General features: G+C 46.2%; 23 protein-coding genes. 13 read left to right on the top strand and 10 right to left on the bottom strand.

Going from position 1 to position 24,987, the window contains the following annotated elements:
- The first annotated feature begins 248 nt into the window (after positions 1-248).
- Together QUA13_RS25785 and QUA13_RS25780 are read left to right on the top strand one after the other, a co-directional pair.
- Complete coding sequence (locus tag QUA13_RS25785) at positions 249-599, top strand: hypothetical protein (RefSeq protein WP_333203119.1); 351 nt, start codon at positions 249-251, stop codon at positions 597-599.
- Between the two features lie 618 nt (positions 600-1,217).
- The gene (locus tag QUA13_RS25780; RefSeq protein WP_333203121.1) at positions 1,218-1,910 is read left to right on the top strand and encodes a transposase; all 693 of its coding nucleotides are present in this window, start codon (positions 1,218-1,220) and stop codon (positions 1,908-1,910) included.
- Positions 1,911-2,242: 332 nt separating this feature from the next.
- Here the strand turns inward: QUA13_RS25780 and QUA13_RS25775 are convergent, their stop codons facing one another.
- Positions 2,243-3,544, bottom strand: a complete 1,302-nt coding sequence (locus tag QUA13_RS25775; RefSeq protein WP_333203117.1) for a HEAT repeat domain-containing protein — start codon at positions 3,542-3,544, stop codon at positions 2,243-2,245.
- 45 nt (positions 3,545-3,589) lie between these two features.
- Positions 3,590-4,165 carry a CPBP family glutamic-type intramembrane protease gene (locus QUA13_RS25770; protein WP_333203114.1) on the bottom strand — a complete coding sequence of 192 codons (576 nt, stop codon included), beginning with the start codon at positions 4,163-4,165 and terminating at the stop codon, positions 3,590-3,592.
- A gap of 56 nt (positions 4,166-4,221) precedes the next feature.
- Between QUA13_RS25770 and QUA13_RS25765 the strand changes: the two genes are divergently transcribed.
- Complete coding sequence (locus QUA13_RS25765) at positions 4,222-4,512, top strand: acylphosphatase (protein WP_333203112.1); 291 nt, start codon at positions 4,222-4,224, stop codon at positions 4,510-4,512.
- 139 nt (positions 4,513-4,651) lie between these two features.
- Here the strand turns inward: QUA13_RS25765 and QUA13_RS25760 are convergent, their stop codons facing one another.
- On the bottom strand, positions 4,652-5,293 hold the full coding sequence (locus QUA13_RS25760; RefSeq protein WP_333203111.1) for a phosphoribosylanthranilate isomerase: 642 nt from the start codon (positions 5,291-5,293) through the stop codon (positions 4,652-4,654).
- 133 nt (positions 5,294-5,426) lie between these two features.
- On the opposite strand from QUA13_RS25760, the gene psaK reads away from it, so the two are divergent.
- The 4 genes from psaK (at position 5,427) to QUA13_RS25740 (ending at position 9,959) form a co-directional block, all read left to right on the top strand.
- A complete protein-coding gene (gene psaK, locus QUA13_RS25755; RefSeq protein ID WP_333203109.1) occupies positions 5,427-5,711 on the top strand; it encodes a photosystem I reaction center subunit PsaK in 285 nt (94 codons plus the stop codon).
- An 80-nt stretch (positions 5,712-5,791) separates the two neighbouring features.
- The gene (locus QUA13_RS25750; RefSeq protein ID WP_333203107.1) at positions 5,792-6,988 is read left to right on the top strand and encodes a site-2 protease family protein; all 1,197 of its coding nucleotides are present in this window, start codon (positions 5,792-5,794) and stop codon (positions 6,986-6,988) included.
- A gap of 197 nt (positions 6,989-7,185) precedes the next feature.
- Positions 7,186-9,141 (top strand): adenylate/guanylate cyclase domain-containing protein, encoded by a 1,956-nt coding sequence (locus tag QUA13_RS25745; protein WP_333203106.1) that lies wholly within the window; start codon positions 7,186-7,188, stop codon positions 9,139-9,141.
- A 38-nt stretch (positions 9,142-9,179) separates the two neighbouring features.
- On the top strand, positions 9,180-9,959 hold the full coding sequence (locus QUA13_RS25740; protein WP_333203104.1) for a DUF928 domain-containing protein: 780 nt from the start codon (positions 9,180-9,182) through the stop codon (positions 9,957-9,959).
- 50 nt (positions 9,960-10,009) lie between these two features.
- Here QUA13_RS25740 and QUA13_RS25735 read toward each other — a convergent pair whose 3' ends face one another.
- Positions 10,010-10,789: a biotin/lipoate A/B protein ligase family protein gene (locus QUA13_RS25735; RefSeq protein WP_333203102.1), complete on the bottom strand. Its 780-nt coding sequence runs from the start codon at positions 10,787-10,789 to the stop codon at positions 10,010-10,012.
- Between the two features lie 143 nt (positions 10,790-10,932).
- Between QUA13_RS25735 and QUA13_RS25730 the strand changes: the two genes are divergently transcribed.
- Both QUA13_RS25730 and QUA13_RS25725 read left to right on the top strand, forming a co-directional pair.
- The gene (locus QUA13_RS25730; protein ID WP_333203100.1) at positions 10,933-11,259 is read left to right on the top strand and encodes a thioredoxin domain-containing protein; all 327 of its coding nucleotides are present in this window, start codon (positions 10,933-10,935) and stop codon (positions 11,257-11,259) included.
- A gap of 226 nt (positions 11,260-11,485) precedes the next feature.
- Positions 11,486-12,691 (top strand): LL-diaminopimelate aminotransferase, encoded by a 1,206-nt coding sequence (locus tag QUA13_RS25725; protein ID WP_333203098.1) that lies wholly within the window; start codon positions 11,486-11,488, stop codon positions 12,689-12,691.
- Between the two features lie 261 nt (positions 12,692-12,952).
- Here QUA13_RS25725 and QUA13_RS25720 read toward each other — a convergent pair whose 3' ends face one another.
- Both QUA13_RS25720 and surE read right to left on the bottom strand, forming a co-directional pair.
- Positions 12,953-13,351 (bottom strand): hypothetical protein, encoded by a 399-nt coding sequence (locus QUA13_RS25720; protein WP_172188566.1) that lies wholly within the window; start codon positions 13,349-13,351, stop codon positions 12,953-12,955.
- Positions 13,352-13,479: 128 nt separating this feature from the next.
- A complete protein-coding gene (gene surE, locus QUA13_RS25715) occupies positions 13,480-14,286 on the bottom strand; it encodes a 5'/3'-nucleotidase SurE (protein WP_333203096.1) in 807 nt (268 codons plus the stop codon).
- A gap of 223 nt (positions 14,287-14,509) precedes the next feature.
- Here surE and pheS point away from each other — a divergent pair, with 223 nt between their 5' ends.
- Entirely contained in the window at positions 14,510-15,514 is a 1,005-nt protein-coding gene (gene pheS / locus QUA13_RS25710) for a phenylalanine--tRNA ligase subunit alpha (protein ID WP_333203094.1), read from the top strand.
- Between the two features lie 247 nt (positions 15,515-15,761).
- On the opposite strand, the gene QUA13_RS25705 is transcribed toward pheS, so the two are convergent.
- Positions 15,762-16,418 (bottom strand): aspartate/glutamate racemase family protein, encoded by a 657-nt coding sequence (locus tag QUA13_RS25705; protein WP_333203092.1) that lies wholly within the window; start codon positions 16,416-16,418, stop codon positions 15,762-15,764.
- On the opposite strand from QUA13_RS25705, the gene QUA13_RS25700 reads away from it, so the two are divergent.
- Positions 16,417-16,599, top strand: coding sequence for a hypothetical protein (locus QUA13_RS25700; RefSeq protein WP_333203090.1), 183 nt, complete (start codon positions 16,417-16,419; stop codon positions 16,597-16,599). The two genes, QUA13_RS25705 and QUA13_RS25700, sit on opposite strands and share 2 nt — an antisense overlap.
- Before the next feature lie 187 nt (positions 16,600-16,786).
- Positions 16,787-17,155 (top strand): tRNA ligase subunit PheS family protein, encoded by a 369-nt coding sequence (locus QUA13_RS25695; protein ID WP_333203088.1) that lies wholly within the window; start codon positions 16,787-16,789, stop codon positions 17,153-17,155.
- A 239-nt stretch (positions 17,156-17,394) separates the two neighbouring features.
- Here QUA13_RS25695 and QUA13_RS25690 read toward each other — a convergent pair whose 3' ends face one another.
- The 3 genes from QUA13_RS25690 to QUA13_RS25680 all read right to left on the bottom strand — a co-directional run bounded on the left by QUA13_RS25690 (position 17,395) and on the right by QUA13_RS25680 (position 23,253).
- Complete coding sequence (locus QUA13_RS25690; RefSeq protein WP_333203086.1) at positions 17,395-17,844, bottom strand: hypothetical protein; 450 nt, start codon at positions 17,842-17,844, stop codon at positions 17,395-17,397.
- A 684-nt stretch (positions 17,845-18,528) separates the two neighbouring features.
- Positions 18,529-22,050 (bottom strand): response regulator, encoded by a 3,522-nt coding sequence (locus QUA13_RS25685; protein WP_333203084.1) that lies wholly within the window; start codon positions 22,048-22,050, stop codon positions 18,529-18,531.
- Between the two features lie 858 nt (positions 22,051-22,908).
- Positions 22,909-23,253 (bottom strand): hypothetical protein, encoded by a 345-nt coding sequence (locus tag QUA13_RS25680; RefSeq protein WP_333203082.1) that lies wholly within the window; start codon positions 23,251-23,253, stop codon positions 22,909-22,911.
- A gap of 509 nt (positions 23,254-23,762) precedes the next feature.
- On the opposite strand from QUA13_RS25680, the gene QUA13_RS25675 reads away from it, so the two are divergent.
- Positions 23,763-24,386 carry a GNAT family N-acetyltransferase gene (locus QUA13_RS25675; RefSeq protein ID WP_333203080.1) on the top strand — a complete coding sequence of 208 codons (624 nt, stop codon included), beginning with the start codon at positions 23,763-23,765 and terminating at the stop codon, positions 24,384-24,386.
- The last annotated feature ends 601 nt before the right edge of the window (positions 24,387-24,987 follow it).

The raw sequence follows: 24,987 nt of genomic DNA, 5'->3' as shown, positions 1-24,987 counted from the left end.
TTTCGACAATTTTCGAGCTCGACTATTAGCTTGCTTTTCTAATTAGTTTTTATTATCACCTCAAACCCAGAAGACCCGGAAATTATCGTACACAACGTATTAAATTTAAGTCTCATCACCCTACTTAATATTTTGTTACATACTTATGAATTTCCCCACCGATCTACTAAGGGACATCCAAGAAATAAACTCTTCCAGTCCCCGGAGAGGGTAAACTAAATTAAGGCTAACGCACAAAAAAACTCAACGTGCTAGAACTAACTGAAACCCTCAAAGCTTGTCTGTGGCAAACAGCGAAAACGCTCAAAGGTACACAGCGGCGAAGATTTATGGCCCAGATAGTCCAAGAATTAGGGACAGGAGGTCAACGCCAAGCTCAAACAGAACTGGGGTGGTGTCGAGATACCATCAGAAAAAGACAACGAGAGCTAGAAACAGGGCTAAGTTGTATTGATGCCTTCAAGGCCAGAGGCCGAAAACCAGTGGAAAGCAAGTTGCCGACTCTAAGTGAAGACATCAAAGCCATCGTGGATAGTCTTGCGTCAGACCGACCCCAGCTTCAAAAGCAGGCGTTGCTGAATTATGGTATGATGAATTGAGAGTGCGAGCGCCCAAAAATGACACCTCACAAAACGCAGAGCTTATGCAATGTCCCTGGGGGGGTAACAACCAGCCTGAAACCCATACCTTTGTAAGGATTGAGCCAATCCGCTGCTCAAAAAAGATAGGCAGCATAATTGTTACACGCTTGCCTATCTCAAAAATAATGATACCAACATTCTACCTCATTCATTTAAAAAAACAACTAAGTTCAGCTCAATTTAAACTGATTGGAATCTTGCTACCCTTGATACAATCAGAAAAACAAGTGAGATTAGAACGGCTGTCGCGGGTATTTCCCTATCCAATTACAACAGAAAGTCGGCGTAGAAAACTACAAAGGTTTCTCGATTTGCCTCACTTAACTATCTCACTAATTTGGTTCCCATTAATTACTTATTGGTTGATTACTTATTGCCGTGTTGGTCAAACTTTATCAATTGCAATCGACCGCAGTCAATGGGGGCGCATTAATCTCTTTATGGTTAGCCTGATCTGGGAGCGAAGAGCAATTCCATTATACTGGTCACTGTTGCCCAAATTGGGAAACAGTAACTTCGAGTCACTCTCCAACCAATTTACAGCAAGTTTTACCATTATTTTCAGAATATAAAGTCATCGTTTTAGGAGACCGTGAATTTTGTTCTGTCGATTTGGGAAACTGGCTGAGGGAAAAGGGTGTATCTTTTTGTTTAAGACTGAAAAAAAATCATTGTGTCGAAACGGAACATTTAGTTTGGCAACGGTTAGATGAATTCGGAATAGTACCAGGAACCTCTTTATATTTTCAAGATAAAAGAGTGAGGAAAACTCGACCTGCGACCGGATTTGATCTTGCTTGTAAGTGGAAAAGGAACTACGGGGGATGGAAGGTTGATGAAGCGTGGTTTATACTCACAGATTTAGGGTCATTGCCGGCAGCGATCAATGCTTATAAGCAGCGGATGGGCATTGAAGAAATGTTCCGAGACTGTAAAACAGGAGGCTATGATATTGAAGGAACAAGCCTCAAAGGGAACCGACTAATTAACATGATTCTGCTCATGACACTTGCGTACACTTGGGCAATATTTCAAGGCACTGAACTGAAGAAAAAGCAGGTACAAAAATATGTATCTTGTCGCAAAGAACCTAAAAAAAGATATCGAATACGGAGTACATTTGGTGTTGGATTAGATGGAGAAAAGTGGGTTAATTATCTAGAACAATATTCTTTGGAGGTGGAACAGTTAATGAAGTTAACTCCTTCTAAACGCCGCTTTTATCAACAAGGTATGCGGGCTGCAACCCTTATACAGTCTATCTCGTAGACCTCTTTGTCACCCCCCCAGATAATTGAGTTTGATTTCGTTCCCCAACCCAACCTACAAAGTGTTCACTATATATTTGTGGTAGTAATTGAAATTAATTACCATACAGCACCTCGGTAAGGACATAATATTAAGGACACAACGGGAGCATCTCAGCTTTGCTTTTAAATGCGTGCGATCCGGACGCTCGCTATATGTATATACTGTGCTGGGCTGGACGATCGCACACCAAAAAAACGCTTTTTACTCTCTGCTGAGATGCTCCGGAGACAACGTTGTTGTCTCCTGCTTTGTAGGTAATTGAGAATTGCTATATTTATCCTAGTAACTACTTAACGCTTTGGTTTCTTCAGATCGACAGTTTTGGGCTTAGCGGCCGGAGTGCGCGGATAAAACTTAAACTTATTGAGCGCAGCACTTGCCGATTTAGCCACACCGCTATCTATATCTCGCAAAGCTTTTTGCAACAGCGGAATCACTTTTTCCGACTTAATCATTGCTAGTGCTTCCACAGCGGCTCCGCGCACCTCCGGGTGAATATCTTGAGCTAATTTCCCCAATGTTTCTATTGCTCGCTGACCTTCGGTTCTCAGAGCATTAGCAGCAGCCATTTTACCTAAAGCAGACGCTGCAAACTTGCGAGTTTCTTTGTCCTGACTTTGAACACATCCCATCAACTGCGGTAGGGAATAGCTTGGTGCTTGTCTGGCAATTGGAAGCTGTTGTTCAGCTACTGGTTGAGGTAAATCAATTGATTGTGGTTCGGAAAAATCTGTGTAATTTAACTCTTCTTCAAATTCTGTTTGATTTAACTCACTTGACTGTTCCTGCCAAACTTCTTGTTGTGGTAAATATTCTCCAAATTCTGTGGGATTTAACTGACTGAACTGCTCCTCCGGGACTTCTGGTGGTTGTACATTACTCTCGTACTGCTCTTGCAAAGACCTGATAGTAGCTTGCATCTGAGCTTCGTGAGCTTTCAACTGCTCGTTAGCGGCTTGCAACTGACTCTCGTATTGCTCTTGCAAAGCCTGCATATTTAACTGCATCTCAACCTCGCGGTTCTCATATTCCTCAGCAGTTTGCCTCAAGCGAATTTCGTGTTCATTTTGCAGGTTTTGCAAATGTTGTTCCATCTGAGCTTGATAATTTAGATGCAATTCGTCAGCAACTCTAAGTAAATGATGTTCGTGTTCTGCTTGCAGAGATTGTATATTTTGCTGCATCCTAGCATTGTTAGCAGCTTCTAATTCCTCGCTGATTTGTCGCCGCAGCTCGTGCTCGTCTGCGCCAGCAACTTGTTGAAGCTGACTGTCGCGTTCTGCCTGAACTTGTTTGAGCCTGGTTTCGTATTGATTCGCAACTTGTTTGAGCTGATTTTCGTATTGGGTAGTAACTTGTCTGAGTAAATTTTCGTGTTCGATAGTAGCTTTTCTAAGCTGATTTTCCCGTTCTCCTTGCTGAGTTTCGACAGCTTGTTGCACCCGAGACATCTGAGCTAATTCTATTTCCTCAGTAATTCTGCGAGTTTGCTGCAAGTATTCTTGCTTTTGCTTGTTTAACCGCTTTTCTACCAACCAGTAAGCAACTGCTATGCCTGCCAAAAAACCTACGATCGCTCCTATGATAGCCACAACTGAGATCCTCCCAACAAAATAGTTATACTGAACTTTTTACATTTAACCATACAGCCTCCTGTAACCGCCCAGTAGCAGCAGCCAGGCTGTCACTGCCAGCCAGTGAACGGCCACCGCAGGCCAGATAGAACCGCTTTGCAGGTATGCGATGGAGCACGCAACTCCCAAGATTGCCGCCAGCAGCAAAAACACTGGATTCATAAAGGTCGATCGACCAACCGGGTAAAAAGTCAGCGCGTTCAGCGGGTGGTAAACTACAAAAACCGCCAAACTCGTGCATCCCCAAAACCACAGGATTAACCCAGAAGCATTCTCGAACGGGTGCGGCAGCATTAACACGCGGAACAATAATTCCTCGGTGATGCCCGGACTTAACAAACAGCCAAGAAGCACTCCCACAATTGTACGCCGAGAGGTTTGCACGTCTACTTTCAGAAATCCCGACCAAAAACCCACGGAAAGAGCGATCGAAGTGTAAACCAGCGCGAGCATAGCTGCAACCAGCCAATCAGTGAAATCGGGAATAGTTGAAAAAGCCAGGGTGACGCGACGTATCAGGAATCCCGGCAGCGCGTGAAGCGCAGCTATCCCGAAGGGAATCGCACTAAAATTTAACATAATCAAACTGATCCTTAAAATTTTCCAAGAGATGTTCGCAGTAAGTTGACCCGTTTATGCAAAACCAATCATCGCAGCTTGTCAGAGTCCGTGTTTTTGTTTCGGGATTAGTTCAAGGAGTAGGATACCGATATTCAACGATGAATCAAGCAAAGTATTTCGGCCTCAGCGGCTGGGTGAGAAATCTCCCCGACGGCCGCGTCGAAGCTGTCTTTGAAGGCGATAAAAAAGCTGTTGAAGGAATTATTAGCTGGTGCCGCGGCGGCCCCACCGGTGCTACGGTTAGTGCGTTAGTTTTGGAATACGAAGACCCGGAGGGCGATCGCACTTTTGAGATCCGTCGATAAAAGAATAAACGGCATAAACTGCGGTTGCAACCGCTACTATACAAACGAAGTCTGCCTAACCTACGGCAGGCTTCGCTCAGGCAGACTAAACAATGAATCGCATAAAAAGCGCGAATTTTGTATTGCCACTTATCAATGATTAGCAAGTTGACTTAATGAGAGCGAACAACTGAGCAACTTTGGTCAAATCTTTATCTCCTGGCGCTATTTCTACGCCACTAGAAAGGTCAACACCGCTGAAGTTATTGCCGATCGCGCTATCAATTGCATTTAAAACATTATCCGCTGTTAAACCGCCCGCCAGCAGCCAAGGACACTGCGGTCTAAACTTTGATAACATCATCCAGTCGATCGTTTTTCCAGTACCGCCCAATTGCTCTGGATGGTAAGCATCTAGCAGTAAAGTATCGACACGAACAGCGTAAACAGCCGCAGTCTCTAGAGTTTCAGGAGTCTTAACTCTCAAAGCTTTTATAATTTCAATTCCCGGCAAAAACTCCCGCAGCCGATCGCAATATTCCGGCGTTTCATCTCCGTGTAACTGCACCCCGCTTAAATTTGACTCTGCAGCTACTTGACAGATGTTTTTTATTGTGGTGTTCGCAAAAACGCCGATGCGATCGACATTTTCCGGCAATTGCTCGACAATGACGCGAATAGTTTCTGGGCTGACATAGCGGGGGGAAGCCGGCACGCAGATAAACCCCAAAGCCTGGGCTCCCAAGCGGGCGATCGCAATTCCTTGGTCTAATTTAGTGATTCCGCAAATTTTAACCCGCACTCTTCCTCCTCGGTTCCGAATTTGTATCAAAATATCAACGAATTGTTAACTATTAAAACAAATCTTAGTTTAATGCAAACCGCTTTTTATAATCTTGGAAATCAATTTATCTGTGAAATCAGGAGATAAAAACATGATGGACTCATCTTTGCTGTTAGCCGTACAATCTACCGTTCCCTCAACGCCGGAGTGGTCGCCACTGGTAGGACTGACAATGATTTTATGCAATTTGCTGGCGATCGCGATCGGCTACTACGGCATCTCCAAGCAACACCGAGGCAAGGGCCCAGCTTTACCCGTTCAAGTGCCTGGAATGTTCAAAGGCTTCGGCATACCAGAATTGCTAGCAACAACCAGCTTCGGCCACTTGCTCGGAGCTGGAGTAATCTTGGGCTTAGGTAACGCCGGAGTTCTGTAAAAATCAGGGGAAAGGCAAAGGCAAGGGGAAGAAAAGATATAATAGAAACTCTTTCTTGCTCTCCTTTCCCAGGAAACTTCATGCAGACAGGTTGGCGAATCGGCTCTTTATTTGGCATCCCCCTACTTATAGATTACTCGTGGTTTATAATTTTAGCCTTAGCAACCCGCGAATACGCCAGTAGTTACCGCCTGTGGGGGCCTGCGCTCTCCTGGAGTGCGGGGTTGGCAATAGCTCTGCTGCTGTTTGCTTCCGTACTCTTGCACGAACTCGGACACAGTTTGGCTGCCATATCACAAGGCATTAAAGTTAATTCTATTACCCTATTTTTATTTGGCGGAGTAGCTTCGATCGACTCAGAATCAAAAACTCCCGGTCAAGCTTTTCAAGTAGCCATGGCAGGCCCTTTCGTCAGCTTTGCGCTGTTTTTAATCCTCGGTTTGGGTTCTCAAGTTCTTCCCCCGAAAAGTTTGCTAGCAATTGTCACCGAAAGGGTAGCACTAATCAATCTCGTTTTGGGATTATTTAACTTAATTCCCGGTCTGCCTTTGGATGGAGGACAAGTTTTAAAAGCAGCTATTTGGAAAATCACCGGCTCTCGATTTGTCGGCGTTCGCTGGGCGGCAAAAACAGGACAAGTTTTAGGTTGGCTGGGCGTTGCCTTGGGTCTGAGTTTATGCTTGTTAGCGCGCGATTACGACGGTTTGTGGATTGCGCTGATCGGCTGGTTTGGCATTCGCAATGCCACTGCTTATAGCCGATTTACTTCACTGCAAGAAGCCCTGCTCAAAATTAAAGCCAGCGATGCGATGAGTCGCGAGTTTCGAGTTGTAGATGCAGATTTGACTCTGCGAGAATTTGCCGATCGATATTTGTTAGAAGTCAATCCGTTTCCATTTTACATTGCTGCGACCAACGGCCGGGATTTGGGCTTAGTGTCGATCGACGATATCCGCTTCACTGAACGCAGTCAGTGGCAACTTCAAACTTTGCACAACATTTTGAAACCCCTCCAAAAAACCCCCACAGTTTCCGAAAAAGCATCCATCGCAGAAGTAATTAACAGCATGGAAGCCCGTCAACTTTCCCGAATCATCGTCCTCTCGCCGATTGGTTCAGTAGCAGGGACGATCGATCGGGGTGACGTGGTTAAAGTTTTGGCAAAATACCTCAAACCGCAGATTTCAATCGCCGACATCAAGCGCAGCAAAGAAGAAAACAGTTATCCGCAGGGATTGCAGTTAAGTGCGATCGCCAAAACCGCACAAGAAAACTAAAAATTTGGCATTAGTCAAACAATTTGGGATTTGGGATTTGGGATTTGGAATTAAAACAAGAAGAACCCCCGGATTCATCTGTGCAGACCATGTAAAATCCAATTCCACGATCTCAAATCAAAAATCCCAAATTGTTTGATTTGATAAGTTAAGAGGGGTGCATTTTTTCAAGGAAAGTTGAAAAAATAATTATCAATATGCCCAAATTTTTGCATCAATTTCATCATCATGTGAAGGATAGAGGCTGGAGTTGGAAAAACTTAACTCATTCCTTCCCCTTCGCTGACTTGCAACCTCTGATTATTACCTGCATTGCCGTGACGGGAACTCTATTGGGAGTGCGACATTTAGGCTGGTTGCAGCCACTAGAATTAAAGGCTTACGACCTCATGGTGCAGTTGCGGCCCGATGCGGGTCCTGACCCTAGGTTGCTGGTAGTGACAATCACAGAACAGGACATTCATGCTTTTAAGAAATGGCCAATTTCCGATCGCGTTTTAGCAAAAGCGATCGCCGAAATAGCGCGTCTAGAACCCACAGCTATTGGCATCGATATAATTCGCGATATCCCCTACGAACCGGGGAATCCAGAATTAGTAACTCAGTTAAAAAATCCCAAAGTAATCCCCATTACCTTCATCGGCAACTCAGAGTACGATCGAGCTCCGCCACCTCCCCATATACCAAAAAATCGGATAGGGTTTAACGATTTAGTCCTCGATTCCGATGGTAGAGTGCGTCGTAATTTGATGTTTGCTGACGATGGTAAAACGACACTGGCTTCATTTTCAATGCGGCTAGCTTTTGCCTATTTGGATAGCAAAAAAATAGATTCTCAATTGACAAAAAAACAAGAAATTCAGGCTAATAAAACAGTATTTTCAAAATTGCGATCGGACTCAGGAGGTTATCAAAAAATTAATGCCCAAGGCTATCAAGTCTTACTCAATTACCGCTCTGCTGAAAATATAGCAAAGAGCGTGACACTAACTCAAGTTTTGGATCGAAAAGTTGATCCTAAATTGGTGAAGGGTAAAATAGTGTTAATAGGCGTTACAGCCCGAACTGTCAGAGATTTATTCTCCAGCCCTTACAGTGCTACTGCAAGCGGAAACCGCCTGATTCCTGGGGTATTAATTCACGCCACGGCCACCAGCCAAATTCTCAGTGCAGTTTTAGACGGCAAAGGGCTATTTTGGTATTGGGACGAATGGCAAGAAATTCTCTGGATCGCTGTTTGGAGTGCAGTGGGCGGCTGTTTAGCTTGGCGGTTAGAAAAATCGCTGAATTTGATGGGAAGTGCGATCGCAGCTTGCGGCTCATTATTCGGATTCACCTTTTTCCTCTTCATGCAACAGGGGTGGATACCTCTAATCGCTCCAGCCCAGGCACTTTTAATCACCGCAGGAGTCACAATCACGTATAAATACGAGCAGTCGAGGCAACAGCAAGGGATTGTGATGAAATTATTAGGACAACAAACTTCACCGGCGATCGCAAATGCCCTGTGGAAAGAACGGGTCCATCTGCTCGAATCAGGGTTATTGCCGGGCCAAAAAGTTACTGCTACGATCGTACTCACCGACTTGCAGGGTTTTAGTACAATCTCCGAAAAACTACCGCCCGAAGTAGTAATGAGTTGGTTAAATGAGTATTTATCAGCAATGGCCCAAGAAGTCCAAGCACATCAAGGCGTGATTAATAAATTTACCGGAGATGGAATGCTGGCAGTATTTGGCGTACCCATTCCCCGCACCACTCCAGAAGAAATTGCAGGAGATGCTCGCCTCGCCGTATCTTGCGCTCTAGCTATAAGTTCGCGCTTGCCACAAATGAATCAAAATTGGCTCGCTCGCGGTTTACCGGCCGCAAAAATGCGAGTAGGCATCTTTACAGGGCCTGTTATGGTGGGTAGTCTGGGAGGCTCAACCCGTTTAGAATATGGAGTGATCGGCGACAGCGTAAATATTGCCTCTCGGCTCGAAAGCTGCGAAAAGGATCGGCAAGAGGACACTTGCCGGATCTTGATTGCACAAGAAACATTACTCCATCTGGAAGGTAAATTTGAAGTAGAATCTTGGGGAGCTTTACCGTTAAAAGGGAGGGAAGAAAAAGTTAATGTCTACCGGATTTTGGGAATAAAACAGAAATAAAAAGACACAATTTCTCCCTAAAAATTCATGGAGTTAATATGAAAAAAATTACTAAGTTTCTCATCAATCTGATATCAGTTGGCTCAATAGTATTGATAGCAACACTTGATGCTTCCCAATTAGCAGTTGTGGGACTGCCGATTCCCAACAACGGGGGCAAGCCAGACACTGAATCGGGAGGGCCGCGCTTCATTCCGCCCCGTGAAGATATAGACGGGCCCCCCACTCAACCGATCCCCCCTGTGCGCGGTGGCTGCGGGAGCATTAGTCAGCTACGTCTCACAGCCTTAGTGCCTAAAAATAAGATCGGACGAACTGTTTCCGACTATCCAACATTCTTGTTCTACTTGCCTCCAACAGAGGCAGAAGTAGCCGAGTTTATCCTAAAAGATCAAAGCGGCAACCAGATTTATAAACAGGATGTCAGAATTAGCACTTTATCAGGGGTGATCGGCGTTAGTATCCCTGCTGACAAAAATGTGCCGCCCTTGGAAGCAGGCAAAAGTTACCGTTGGAATTTTACAGTGATTTGCGACGCTCAAGACCGATCGAGCGATCAGATCGAAAGCGGTATTGTGCGTCGAGTTGAACTGAGTGCAGATATCCGCAGTCAATTAGAGAAGGCAGATCCGCGCCAGAAAACGGTTATTTATGCTGAAAATGGGATTTGGCAAGATGCCCTCAGCACCCTAGCTGCCGCTCGTCGCGCTAATCCTAACGATGCAGAATTAGCTGCTGATTGGAAAAGCTTGCTGGATTCAGTGACATGGGGCGAGATTGCCAAAGAGCCGATCGTTGAAATTGAGCAGCAGCCATAGATGAGTTTTCCGATTTTAGATTGGCGATTTTAGCGAGATACCCGACTTTTTCAAGAAGTTAGGTATCTAGTATCTAATATATTTTCCTTCTTCCTTCTTCCTTCAAAATCTGCTATATCCTGCCATTCCCGATCCGAAAGCGGCTGCACTTCCAAATCAATTTCAAAACAGCGACAAGCGGCCGCACTCAAAACATCAATTACAGTTGCAATCAAATCATTCCCATTTGAAGATAGAGGTAATTTCACAGGAATTAATTCCTCCCCAAACACTTGATAAAACAATTTAACATCTAGCTGCAAACGCATCGAACCGTGCTGCAAAATAGCATCACCCCGTCGCAATTGCGCGCTACCAATTAATTTGTGGCCATCAAGTGTAACTAAATCCGCACCCGTCGCAGTACCAAAACAATTCGGATTGTGAATATAACCCCTTCCAGCTTCCCCGTAGTGCAAATCCAAACCCATCGCCCTCCAACCCTCAATCAAAAACTCGCAAATAGTCTGATAAGCTTTCATACGGCTGCTTCCAAATCCCGACGCCACAACTGCATAAGTTAAATCGCCTTGGTGCAACACGGCGCGCCCGCCGCTGGGTCTCCTCACCAACTCCACAGGCATTCCCTGCCAAAACAACTCCTGCCAAAACTCCGGCCACCTGCGCTGGTGGTAGCCCAAGGATATCGCCGCCGGTTGCCAAGTGTAAAATCGCAGAGTTGGGGGATTTTTGCCCGCTAGATGCTGTTCCAGTAGCCATTGGTCGATCGCCATCTGCACGCTACCAGACGCCGACAACAGTGGAATTAAACGCCATAAAGAATTAGCCATCAGTTCCCAATCCTGAGTTCGCACTCAATAATTCGCAGAATGTTTTAAAATTAGTAACAGTTTTTTGGGCCTGTCTTGTCAGTTGGTACAAGTTTTACCGAGCCGGTGCTTTAGAAATAAATAGAAAAAATAATCGCAGAACCATGAGCAACAGTGTAATTGTCATTAACGACGAAAACTTTGAAACACAAGTCCTGGAAGCAGAGCAACCAGTGCTTGCCTATTTTTGGGCTACTTGGTGCGGGCCTTGCAGACTGACCGCGCCTTCGGTAGACTGGGTAGCGGCTAACTACAGCGATCGGCTGAAAGTGGTTAAAATGGAAATTGACCCCAATCCTAATACTGTCAAGCAGTATAAAGTAGAAGGAGTCCCAGCTCTCAGGCTGTTTAAAAATGCCGAAGTAGTGCTTTCTCACGAGGGAGCTATTACTAAACAAACTTTGATCGGTTTGCTCGACGCTAACTTATAAAGTTTGGAAATGATTGGGGAGTTTCCAACTCCCAACTCACAATTCTAGCAATCGCAATTTTTTTTACATCTCTCTTTTTTTCTCAATGTTGGTCTCAGAATCTGCGCTCTCTGCGCTCTCTGTGGTTATTAAAAAGACATTCACAAAGCAAATAAAAAGGCTATAGCAAAAAAATAAATAATCAATATAAAAAGATTCCTTAAAATCCCAAATAGTTACAAAAAATATGCAATTTGCCAAACGTTTAGAGCCACTGCAATTTAATGTATTTGCCGATATGGATCGGGCAAAAGCTCAAGCTAGAGCAGCGGGGCAGAATGTGATTGACTTGTCTCTGGGTTCTTCGGATTTGCCGACCGCTGCTCACATTACAGATGCGATCGCACATTCTCTGTCGGACACCAGCACCCACGGCTATTTGCTGTTTAACGGGACGAAATCTTTCCGGGAAGCCGCAGCTATTTGGTACGAGAAAAAATTTGGGATTTCAGTAAATCCAGAAACCGAAGTGCTGCCGTTAATTGGTTCCCAAGAAGGCACGGCGCACCTGCCTTTAGCTGTACTCAACCCCGGAGATTTTGCTTTGCTGCTCGATCCGGGCTATCCTTCCCACGCGGGCGGCGTGCATTTGGCCGGCGGTCAAATTTATCCGATGCCTATATTAGCAGAAAATGCGTTTTTGCCGATATTTGAAGATATTCCGACAGCAGTGTTGGCTCAATCGAAGATGATGGTTTTGAGCTATCCTCACAATCCTACAACTGCGATCGCACCTGTTGCTTTTTTTGAGAAAGCCGTGGCTTTTTGTCGCGAACACCGGCTAGTTTTAGTTCACGATTTCCCTTATGTGGATTTGGTATTTGACGATCGCAATTCTGCAATTGAGGCGACTGGGAGCGAGGAAAACCGCAAATTGATGGCGCCGTCAATTTTTCAGGCCGATCGAGATAAGAGTGTGGCGATCGAGTTTTTTACACTATCCAAATCTTACAGTATGGGAGGTTTTCGAGTCGGATACGCGATCGGCAATTCCGAACTAATTGCAGCGCTGCGACAGGTAAAAGCCGCAGTGGACTTCAACCAATACCGAGGGATTTTGAACGGAGCGATCGCAGCTTTAACTGGCCCTCAAGATACCGTCAGAACAAGCGTAGAAACCTTCAGAAAACGGCGGGATGCCTTTGTAAACGCGCTGCTGGGCATCGGCTGGCAAGTCCCCGTACCCCCTGCCACCATGTACGTCTGGGCGAAACTGCCGCAACCTTGGGCCCAAGATTCCGTGAAATTTTGCACTCAGCTAGTACAGAGTACAGGAGTCGCAGCTTCCCCCGGTGCCGGTTTCGGGAAATCAGGAGAAGGCTACGTGCGATTTGCCTTAGTCGAGTCGCCAGCAATTTTGGAAGCAGCAGTTAGAAAAATTGCTGAGTTTTAAAATTGAGCGATGTAATCTGTGTCAACTTAAGCCGAAACACCGTTCTAATACTTAGGTACACCGGACTTGAGCTTTAAGGCAGGGGTTAAACCCCCTGCCTTACTGGGGTTTGGGCGTTTTTGGCGACACACTTTGGGCATGGCGCCTAAGTCCTTACCCGCAGCTCAAGATTGGTTGGTGCAATTGCTAAAATATTGTGATTTATACCTAAAGGAATAGATATTTGCACGGAGTATCTGTCAAAATTTCAGTTAAGAAATGTTAACGCGAGGCATCTTGAGAATTGTCAGTTCCGCTCACCCACTCTAAAAATCCTTGAAATGAATTCTGTCGGGGCAGCGATTGTTCCGTAGCGGCGATCGCACATCCCAAAAATACCATACTCCCCAAAATTGCAATCAGCGGAAAATGCTTGCCCAGCCCAAAATCGCGCTGAATGCGAGCTAGCGGCCTGCTCTCGCGCCTGAGCATCTTTCCCACCGTCAGTTGTTTGAGACAAAAAGGATCGCGCACAAAATGACCGCTCCAGCTAATTACTAAATGAGAATGGCAGTGAGGACAAGTGAATAGTCCGCTAACCATCCCGACTGGGCCTACGACGCTGGAACGGTTGCATATCGGGCAAGTGACAGAATGAGTGTTATAGGTGGGAGCGTTCATAACTGTTTTTCTTGAATAAAAAAAAACCAACAACTAATTGGGAGCCTGTGTTAACGCCTAAGGTATAGACCTGAAGAGGCACTTTTCCTTAATTCCTAGTTTACCGCTCGGATCGGGTCGATCGCAGCTCATTGCTTTGGAAAACCTTCAAATTGCCAATCCCGCAACGAGTGCAAGTCGGGAGTACAGGTGAGATTGTATTGCAACGGAGTAACCGTTATTCTGTTGTCGCGAATAGCTTGTACGTCCGTAGGAATATCATGCGACAGCGCCGAATCGGGGATCTCTTCTATATCTTCTAACAATTCCCCAGCTAGCCAATAATAAGTTTTGCCGCGCGGATCGGTGCGCTTTTGAAATATGTCGAAATAGCGGCGAATGCCTTGACGGGCGATCGCAACTCCGGTAATTTCTGCTTGTGTGACTGCTGGTATGTTGACATTCAACAGCACCGGTTTGGGCATTGGCTGTTTTTCCAACTGTGCCAGCAAGGTAACAGCGAAATCCACCGCCGGTCCAAATTCCTGCGAAGTATAGCTCGCGAGGCTGAAAGCAATGCTGGGAATGCCTTCCATAATTCCTTCCATTGCTGCCGAAACCGTGCCCGAACAGATGATGTCCGTGCCTAAATTGGGCCCGTGGTTGACGCCGGAAAGGACAAAATCCGGCGGTTTGTCAAGTAAAGCCCACAAAGCGAGTTTCACGCAGTCGGCGGGAGTTCCCGAACAAGCCCAAGCTTGGACTGCGGGATCAAAAATAGATTCGACAATTTCGGCGCGGATGGGTTGGTGCAGGGTGAGGCCGTGACCGGTAGCGGATCGCTCTCTGTCGGGACAAACTACGCTCACGTCGTGACCGGCGACGGCGAGAGCGTTGGCGAGGCTGCGGATGCCTTGTGCAAAGATGCCGTCGTCGTTGCTAATTAAAAGTTTCATTGAAATTTTTATAGGCCTTATAACAATACTAAACTAAATTCAACTAGGGCGATCGCTCTAACATCGAATTACCTATTACAAATTATCCGTAACTGCCGAAAATCTAAAATCTAAAATCTAAAATCTAAAATCTACAAGACTGTCGAGCCAAAATTGCGCTAAACTCAACTTGGCTCAAAACTGCCATCAATCTAAAATCTAAAATCTAAAATCTAAAATCAAAATGACTGTCCAGCTAAGCGACATTGAAACTCAACTAGAAACCCTCGGTCAAGAGTCAAAAAGTGCGATCGCCACTGCCAATACCCTCGAACAACTCGAACAGTTGCGCGTCGGCTACCTCGGCAAAAAAGGCCAACTCTCTCAAATTTTAGGCATGATGGGTAAACTGTCGCCAGACCAGCGGCCCAAAGTAGGTGCGATCGCCAATACAGTCAAAGAAGCCCTGCAAGCCGATTTAGAAGACAAGCGCGCCGCCCTCCAAACCGCCCAAATCCAAACCAAATTAGCCTCAGAAACCATCGATGTCACCATGCCGGGGATTTTTCGCCCCCAAGGCCGCGTTCACCCCTTAAACGCCGTCATAGACCGCGCTCTCGATATCTTTGTGGGCCTCGGATACACCGTCGCCAACGGCCCGGAAATGGAAACAGATTATTATAACTTCGAGGCGCTGAACACCCCGCCCGACCACCCAGCGCGGGATATGCAAGATACATTTTACTTGCCCGGAGGTGACTTGCTGCGGACTCAGACATCATCGGTGCAAATTCGCTACATGGAACAGCACAAACCGCCGATTCGGATTGTCTCTCCCGGCCGCGTTTACCGCCGCGATACTGTTGATGCTACTCACGCGGCAGTCTTTCACCAAATTGAACTTTTAGCAATTGATGAAGGTCTGACATTTACTGACTTGAAAGGCACGATTAAAGAGTTTTTGCGGCAAATGTTCGGGCAAGATTTGCCGATTCGGTTCCGCACCAGTTACTTTCCGTTTACGGAACCTTCTGCCGAAGTAGATTTGCAGTGGAACGGCAAATGGCTGGAAGTTTTGGGCTGCGGCACTGTCGATCCTAACGTTCTTAAAGGAGTCGGTTTAGACCCTGAAAAATATACTGGGTTTGCGGCCGGTTTTGGTGTCGAGCGGTTCGCAATGGTACTTTATGAAATCGACGACATTCGCCGGGTTTATGCTAGCGATTTGCGCTTTTTGCGGCAATTTTAAAAAGAAAGAATTCAGGAGTCAGGAGTCATATCAAATCCGGTGGCATCGGAATGATAAGCGTGCAAGCAGATCGCGATCGAGCGCTACTTCTTATAGCGAGCGTCCCACTCGCACTGCAACTCGAAAAATTATGTATGATTCCGATGAAGCGCGGAAACAATATCATTCGGGAGCGCATGAATTCTAACTCCTGAATTCTTCTTCATTAATCTGAATTGAATCACTGAATTAACGAAGTATTCCTAAGTTAGGATTTAGAGTTTGGATACGCCAAATCACCCACCTTGCTGGTTCCCAGTCCCAAACCCACCAGGGCTTCCACAAGTTTGACTGCCGCACTGACCCCATCAATGACGGGAATTCCCAATTCCTGACTTAACTGAGTTGGTAAATCAGCCATGCCACCACAACCCAGTACGATCGCCCCACAATGGTCTTCTTCCAGTGCCAAGCGGCACTCTTGTAAAATTGCCGTTTTTGCCTGGGGGGTTTCTAAACTTAATACGGGTAAGTCGATCGCCCGCACCTTATGACAAAGCCGGGTCATTCCATAGTTATCCACCAAATGTTGAGCAATCACCCGTGTCCTCTCTAAGGTGGTGACAATAGAAAACCCAGTGGAGATAAAACTGGCAGCGTGCATAGCCGCCTCCGCAATTCCCAACACCGGACCTTTTGCCAACTCCCGTGCTGCCAGTAGCCCCGGGTCTCCAAAGCAAGCAATCACGTACCCATCAATTCCTGCCGCCTCCCCTTTAGAAATTTCTTCTAGAACCCCTACTACACTCATGGCTTCGTCGTAGTGTCCTTCGATCGCAGTCGGACCTGAAACCGGATTGCAGGCAACAATTTCTGTTCCCGGGCTGGCAACAGCAACGGCAGCCGCACCAATCTTTTCAGTCATGCTGACATTTGTATTTGGGTTGATGACCTTGATTCTCATAGTTACTAAGTTGATACATACAATTCTGAATGACCGCGGGCGGCTGGATCGAGTTGCCACTCCAGATGATTGTACGATCGTCCCGGCTCTCAGTTTGTTGCCAAGTTCATGGGCGACTGTAACAAAAAATAAAATTTTATAACAATTACTTGACTTAAGTGCAGGCTTGAAATTGTTTAACGTCTGATTTTGGAATACAAATCGATTTTTTTGCTATATTGACCTGCAATTAAAATAATGGTTTTAGTTACATACAGCATAATCCAGGTTCATGAAGTGTAGGGACAAAGGCTTTCGCCGTCTCCCTACGGGGCTCGAACGATAGGCGGTTGTACTTCATAAGCGTGGAATCTGCTCTATGTGATGAAGGTCTGACATTTACTGACTTGAAAGGCACAATAAAAGAGTTTTTGCGGCAAATGTTCGGGCAAGATTTGCCGATTCGTTTCCGCACGAGTTACTTTCCGTTTACAGAGCCTTCTGCCGAAGTAGATTTGCAGTGGAACGGCAAATGGCTGGAAGTTTTGGGCTGCGGAACTGTCGATCCTAATGTTCTTAAAGGAGTGGGTTTAGACCCTGAAAAATATACTGGGTTTGCGGCCGGTTTTGGGGTCGAGCGGTTCGCAATGGTACTTTATGAAATCGACGACATTCGCCGGGTTTATGCTAGCGACTTGCGCTTTTTGCGGCAATTTTAAAGCATGGTTTGGGGTCGGTTCTACAAACCCTCTAGAGATTTTGCTTAAGCTACATCAATTTTTCAGTTTCAAGTAAGCAGACAAGAGCGACAAAACCATAAGATATGGTGGGCGGGTGAGTGCAAGTAACTCTTGCTATCCGACTTCTTGCAGGTCAAAACCCGCCCCCTCACATCAGTTTATTCATGCCCGCTTACTTAAGTAGACAAGGCCTTTGCACTTACCTACTTATTTATTTTCTAATTGCTAAAAACATCCTTGATGCTGTCAACAGCGCGCTCTACAGCATTTTTGGTATTATCTACTGCTTCCTGAGTCCGAGCTGAATCTTCCGATGCTCTTTTCTCAATTGTGGCCGCATCTTTCTTAGCTTTGCGCTCTACGACACTACCATCCTCCGATGCTCGATCGACTTTAGCAGCATTTGTCTTGGCAGTTTCCTTAACCTTCTCTTCTGTATCTCGGATGAAGTTCTTGGCTCGTCCAGCATCTTTGCTGGCTTTTTCTTGAACCTTATCGCCCGCATCTGGATCTGCTGCCATCGAGTTTACAGCAGGAGAGGCCATTGCTGCGGTGTTCGAGAAAAACGCACCAGACCACACGAAGGCCATCGCTGACACGCAAAGCACAGTTGCAGCCATCCAGCGCCCGACAGTCGAAAGCCGTTTCGTAAAAGAATTCAGTTTCATACAATACACAATCAGATATGACATTCTATTTCTACTCGATCAGAGCGCTCGGCTGAACCGTTCTCTAGAGAGAGATTATCCGCCGACGAAGGGTTAAAAAATTTCCCTCTTTTGATAGATGGAAGCAAGGAAGGTCAGTCAATTGTAGATTTTAGATTTTAGATTTTAGATTTTAGATTTTAGACTTTACTCTACAACCGCCATGTGGAATCTTGAACTTTGGTGAGCCGATTTTAGATTAAAGATTAAAGATTAAACAATTGATATCAAATCTATTAGAAGCGGAATTATTCATATATCTCTTCTCTGCATCTGCCCTCATCTGCGTCAATCCCTTGTCATCAGCGGTTCGAGAAATTATATTTTTTTTACCGCAAATGAGGGCAGATAAACACAGATTAACGCAGATGAATTAGATCGAGTCCGGTTGCAGCGTCCGTAATTGTTGACTGTTGACTGTTGACTGGATTTTACCAAAACGATGCTGCCGGATTTGATACAGCGCTTTGCATCTAAATGGAGTACACCCCTCCCCAACCCTCCCCGAAGTTTGATGAGGGCGCCCGATAGGGCGGGTGGGGTGAATGTACTTCACTTAGTTGAAATCTGCTGTATTTACGAATAGGTTGTTTCGGAGATTGTGTGTGGGATGTCAATATATAATACTTAACAAACAACTAATAACTAATCACAATTCAGGAGAAAAGTCAATACTGTTTCATCGATTCCTTTTAGTTTCAATGGCTTATATTTAACAATTCGATTTTCCTCAACATAATCTGCAACCGCAGCCGAAATTAGCACAGTGTTTGGTTGCGCCACCTCTTGCAGGCGGGCGGCAATATTCACGCTCGGCCCGATCGCAGTATAATCCGATCGGTCGGGACCGCCAAACATCCCCACCACGGCAGTACCCTGGTGAATTCCGCAGCGAAACCGCACCGGAAGTACCCCATTGTCCCCAACAATTCCCTGCTCCAACCAGCCCTTGTTAAGCTCCTTCAAAGCTTGCAGCATTTGGCTAGCAGCAGCTACAGCGCGGCGTACTTGCTCGTTAGGCGTTAGTTCCTCGGGCGCGCCAAAGAAAGCCATTACCGCATCTCCGACAAACTTGTCCACCGTACCGCCGCTGTCAAAAATAGCCTTAGTCATTGCCGCCAAATATTCATTCAAAAGCTCAGCTACCCGGCGCGAGCGCAGCGTATTTGACATTTCCGTAAAACCGACAATATCGCTAAACAGAATAGTAATCAATCGCGGTTCCGGGCGCAAATCCAAAGCCAAATCTCCAGCCGCTGCGGCCTTCACCATCGACGGCGGCAAAAATCGGCGCAGCACCGACTCAGTTAAATAACTGTTCAACTGCTGCACTCGGCGCTCGTTTTGTTTGAGGGCGAGCAAATTCCGCACTTCCGCCAACAATTCGCGATCGTTAAAAGGCTTGGACAAATAAGCATCAGCACCCCGTTCTACTCCTTCAATTCGAGTATCCTCGTCGGCTTTAGCAGTCAGCAAAATTGCCGGAGTTCCCTGCAATTCCTCATCCTCTCGAATCATCCGAATCAAATCCAAGCCCGAGATCAAAGGCATCATCAAATCCGTTATAATTAAATTAGGGTGGCGTTTTTTTGCCACGGCAAATCCTTCTTCTCCGTTGCGGGCGAGCAAAACTGCAAAGCCGGAATCTCGCAAAATTGCCGACACATAAAAGCGCAAATCGGGATTGTCGTCAACCACCAAAACCGTTCCCACTGCTGTTTCCGATCTAACCGGTTCTAGCGCCTCAAAGTTATAATTTTCTGCCTCACTTTCCGACAAATCCGCCTCCACATCTGCAAGTTCCACCGCAGCTTTGGATGAGTGAAACTCCGCAGGTATTTCTAGTACCTGTTCCGGGGGCAAGTGAGTCGAACCGAAGTGCAGCCAAACGGTAAAAGTAGTACCTTCGCCGTAAACTGACTCAACGGAAACTTGACCGCCGTGGAGTTCGACTAATTCTTTGACAAGTGCCAAACCTAAACCGCTGCCTTCGTAGGAACGGCTGGCAGAACCTTCGGCTTGGTGAAAGCGCTCGAATAAATAGGGAATTTGTTCGGTGCGAATGCCGATACCGGTGTCTTTTACTTGCAACAAGCAGTGAGCGCCGGCTGATTCAACTTTCAGGGTGATATTTCCGCCTTCTGGGGTGAATTTGACAGCATTAGATAGCAGGTTGTAAATAACTTTGTCAAATCTTTCAAGGTCCAAATAAAGTAAAGGACATTCTTGCAGTTGGGTAATTAAGTGCAGTCCTTTTTTCTCGCAGTAAGCGCGAAACGACTCTGCGGTAGAGTAACAGAAACCGACCAAATCGCAGGGGCGAAAACTCGGCTGCATCCGTCCGGCATCGAGCCGCTGCAAGTCCAGCAGTTGATTTACCAAGCGCAGGAGGCGGCGGGAATTGCGCAAAGCGATTACTGCTTGTTCGTAGGGCAAGTCTTCTTGGCGCCTGCAAGCTGATTCCAGAGGGCCGATAGTTAGAGTTAGAGGTGTGCGGAACTCGTGGGAGATATTTTGGAAAAACTCGGTTTTGAGCCGATCGGCTTCCAGAAGCCTTTCTGCCTGCTGTCTGGTAGTCTGGTAGAGGCGCGATTGCTGCACGGCCAGAGCAGCTTGAGTTGCCACTATTTGAGCCAGGTCAATGTCAGAGATGTTCCAGCGGCGGATGCTTCGACTTTGGCGCAGGGAAATGCTGCCGATGATTTTGCCTTCTGAGAGCAAGGGAACGACTAACAGGGCGCGGGCTGGCGATCGAACTTGCAGTTCTGTAACATTTAACTCGGGGTGTTCGTGGAGGTCTTCGATCGCCACCGGCTCTTTTGATACCATAACTTGCAGCAACACCGGATTGCCCCGAATCGGCACCAAAGACTGGGGTAGGGAAGGATGGGCAAAAACCCAGCCGCGAGCTTTATTAGCAGCATCCGCAGAACTCGTCTCATGGCCAAGAGGGTTAGCAACTCCCTCTGGATCGTTAAAACCCTGTTCTACAGTCACGGTATCTCTCTTTGCGTCGTATAGCCCCACGCATTGGACGTATTCATCATCTTCTGTCCACAGAGATAGGGCGCAGCCGTCAACTTGCAAAGCTTGGCCAAGCTGTTGAGTAATTGCTGCAAAAATATTTTGGGGATCGAGACTCGATCGAATTGCCGTAGTAATAGTATTGACTAAGGCTTCGCGCTTAGCCAGCGCCCGCACCTGTTCGTAAGCCCGGGCTTGAGAAAGCGCCAAAGCCGCTTGGTCGGCCACCGTTATTACCAACTGTACCTCGTGGTCTTGCCACTGGCGCGGTCGATCGAACTGGTGCAGCGCCAAGACTGCCATCAGTTCGACTTTGTAAAACAGCGGTACGATCAAGCTCGATCGAATATTCGCAGCTTGGTAAGCCTGCTTTCGCTGTTGATTATCCCAGTTTAAAACTCGATCGTCAGTTTGGGCATCTTGAATCACCTCTACATCCCGAGTTTCCCAAACCAAATTCGGCAGCAAATCCGGGGATAGTTCGGCGGCAGAAGCATCTGCGGGCGTGACTTCCTCATCGCCGCCCAACCCTTGAGTTTCGGCCTTCTGGTAAACGAACCACTCATCCGCCACCCGGCCGTCTTGGAACGGCCGCAGCAGACAGCAACTCACCTCAAACATCTGCCCGACGCTTTCCACAATTCTTTGCAGCATTTGCTGGTAATTGGGAGCCGATCGGATAGTATTGGTAACCGCATACAGCAGCGATTCTTGGCTCAAAGCCCTGCGCAGTTCATTGGTGCGCGTTTTCAGAAGATTGTGAGTCTCAACAGCTTGACTGACAAGATTTATGAGTTCTTGAGCATCCCAAGGCTTGGTAACGTATTTGAATACTTTGCCAGCGTTAATAGCTTCAACTAAATCTTCAACATCCGTATAGCCAGTTAAAATAATTCGGATCACGTCGGGGTATTGAGCCGCCGTCAGGCTGAGAAACTCCGTACCGCTCATTTTTGGCATTCGCTGGTCGGAGATAATCACCGCAACTTCTCCCTGTTTTGCCAAAATTTCGAGGGCAGCGGGGCCAGATTCGGCTCTGAGCACTTTGTAGTCTCGATGGAAGGTGCGGTAAAGCAAGTCGAGGTTATCCGGTTCGTCATCGACGATCAGAATTTTTAGCTTAGGATTTTCTTGGGAATTCATGCACCGTTCTCCTGTGCCCCGGGGCAGTTCGATTTAATAAGTCTGATGAAAGGAAGAATTCACCGATTTCAATTGCTCAAGTCATACCATTTTCGATTTTCGATTTTCGATTGGTAATGACTTATGAAATAAGAGTTGGGAGTTTGCCGACAGTGCCATTATTTTGGGAAAATGGTATCACAATAATTCGTGGACCTGAAGTTTTTGTGAGTGTGCCGAGGCAAGCATCAACCTTGATTTTTGATGTCTGGGTTTGTAATTCGGAATTCTTCTGAGCCACAGTTATCTATCGTGCACCCCAATTTTATTATTTAATGATATTCACATAAACTCCTCTCCCAAAAACTTTTCTGAACCCTTAAATCTATGCAGCACGAGAGCCAACACGAATCGGGCACTTTTAACTGCCGTCTGGATATCTTAGAATACATAGGAATAACCGTCCTGATTGTGAGTTGATTTGCCAAATTGATGTTTTATTCTGGCTCCTGGGCCTGTTTTATTTGGTATGTGAAAGCTGCCCGCAGCACGATACAATAGACAACCAACATCTTCGCCTGTGTTTTTCCGCACAGGTAACAGCAACTTTAACACTCAGCCAAGGATACAGGTCGCAATCCGGCGCCAAGCCCCTGACTGATATTCGGGGGTGGCCCACAGACAACAGAGCAGTCTGTGGGAGTGACGCAATTGCTGTACCATTTTAGTTAGACTTGCACTTTTTTTCCCGATCGCGGCATTTTTTGTGCCTCCTGCAGACCTTCGACAAGCCAATTACTGCGGCGGAACACCGCAAGCCAGAGCATCCATCTGTTAATCTTAGCTAGGGATGTACTCTGTGGAAACCGGTCAGTCGATTTAGATTTTAGATTTACTCCACAGATGAATCGGGGAGCTTGAACTAGGGTCTAAAATTTTGATCTCTCCACGACGAGTGTCGGGAGGTTGTATCGGTTTTTGGGCGGGGTCAATCAGCTCGATCGAGGTTTTGAATGTCTCGATCGCGCGCAGCGCAGAGTATCGCAGCACAATATCGAGCCGACGGGGGAAAACCCCCGCAGACTGTTTCCCGGCATCCAAATTTAAATTGGACGGTTGGGAGAGTACCCCCTGCCGCAACAGGCATCGGTCGGTTCGATCGGGGACGCGCGATCGATTGCCCAGTACTGCTGAAAGCTGGGTTGCCAGGCCGGCGGTGAACATCCGACGCGCGATCGCGCCCGGTTTTAGTCTAGCCAGTCGTGGAGTTTTTCAATTACCCCTTGAGGGATAAATTATATTCGATCGGGTATTTCCGCAAGCAAAGAGGGATAGAATTCCGCCGGGAACCTGACCTTAAAACCTTTTTGATTGTTTTTAATACCTTTCCCGCTAAGCTATCGCGCATTTAATTGGTAAGCTAGTGTTTACTTAAACTCTTGTGGCCTGGGATCTCCTACCAGCGATCGAGCTTCAATTTAAATGCCAAGTAGCCGAGCCACAAATCTAGTATTAGGGGATAGCTTTTATTTGGTCATAACTAGAGTTTGAAACCTGAAAAATTCCAATTTACATCATAAGACTACTTAAAGTCAAGCAAAAAGAATGTAATTTAATCTTGCTAATAAACCATGCCTATAAGTTACGTTATAAGATCAGTATAACATCAGTGAACTTTCTAAGAGGGCAGCTTAGAAACCCGCGTAGAAAAATTAATATAGTGGCCTGGCATTGTGAATCCTTCCTTTTTTTCCTCACCCTCTCACGAACAACAAACTCCCGGACTTTCTGGTTTTTCGATCCGGGTGGCTGCGCCGAACGACTTGACCCAGCTAGCTGATATTTTGGCCATGAGCTTTCACTCCCGCCAGGGGTTTGTAGAATGGGTGTATCCGGTGTTGCGTTTGGGCATTTATGAAGATTTAAAAAATCGACTGCGTTCTAAGGCAGAACATTACATTTGTCTGGTTGCTGAGCTAGTCTCGCGCGAGGAGGGAACCCAGAATTATAGATCGCACCGAGATCAGCGCATGGCAGGAACAGTAGAAATGGCTCTGCGTTCTCGCTTTCTTTGGCAAATCCCGAGTTCTGAGTATCCTTATTTGTCGAATTTAGCCGTTCACCCGGAGTACCGGCGGCAGGGAGTTGCTCGACAATTGCTCAGCAACTGCGAGGAGACAGCCAGAGAATGGGGATTTTCTGAGATTTACCTCCACGTTCTGGAAAATAATCACGCGGCGCGACAGTTGTACTATCAAGCCGGCTATCGGTTGCAACAGGTGGATTGGAATTGGACTTGTTGGCTGTTCGGCCAGCCACGCCGGCTGTTTTTACGCAAGCAGATTTTGCTCTCATAAGCTAAGTATTTGAATTGATCGTAGGGAATTGGGACGAACCAGGAAAAAGGAAAAAACAGCTATCCATATATCTGTGACTTCCGCATCGTGAATTAAGGGAATTGGTAATAGGGAATTGCGACGTAGAAGGAAGAAGTATTGACTTATCTACGAGAGAAGTATTTAGGTCAGGACTTACGCAAGCATCCTACATATAGTGTGCCGAAAAAATGCTCTTGTGTTTGCTTTCACGATCCCTATTGTGTCACTTCGGGGAGGATATAAGACGCCGACAGCAACCAAATATGTAACTGATCGCTCATTAAAAGAACTACAAAAATAATTAATATGATAGTTTATTAACCATTTTTAAAATGTTATAATACTCATCTGAACATCTCAGAGATGACGGTTGTTTGATAGCTGGTTTTCATAAATATAAACTCGGGCAACTAGGGATAAGTTTTGTAAGCCGTTGTGCCTTTAAATAGGGTATCATAAAAAATGAGTTTAGTCAATCTCTACAAAAATGCCAGCTAAAAACTATCTCAATTCCCAACAAATAGAGAAACTACAAAAAGCTTTAAGAGAGGAAGAAAAGGCAAATATTAGAGAAAGAATT

The organism is Microcoleus sp. S28C3, from assembly GCF_036700785.1.
In the GTDB taxonomy this organism is placed as follows: Bacteria; Cyanobacteriota; Cyanobacteriia; order Cyanobacteriales; family Microcoleaceae; genus Microcoleus; species Microcoleus asticus.
The sequence above is the reverse complement of the archived record's forward strand: the minus strand, read 5'-3'. Positions and strand labels throughout refer to the sequence as shown.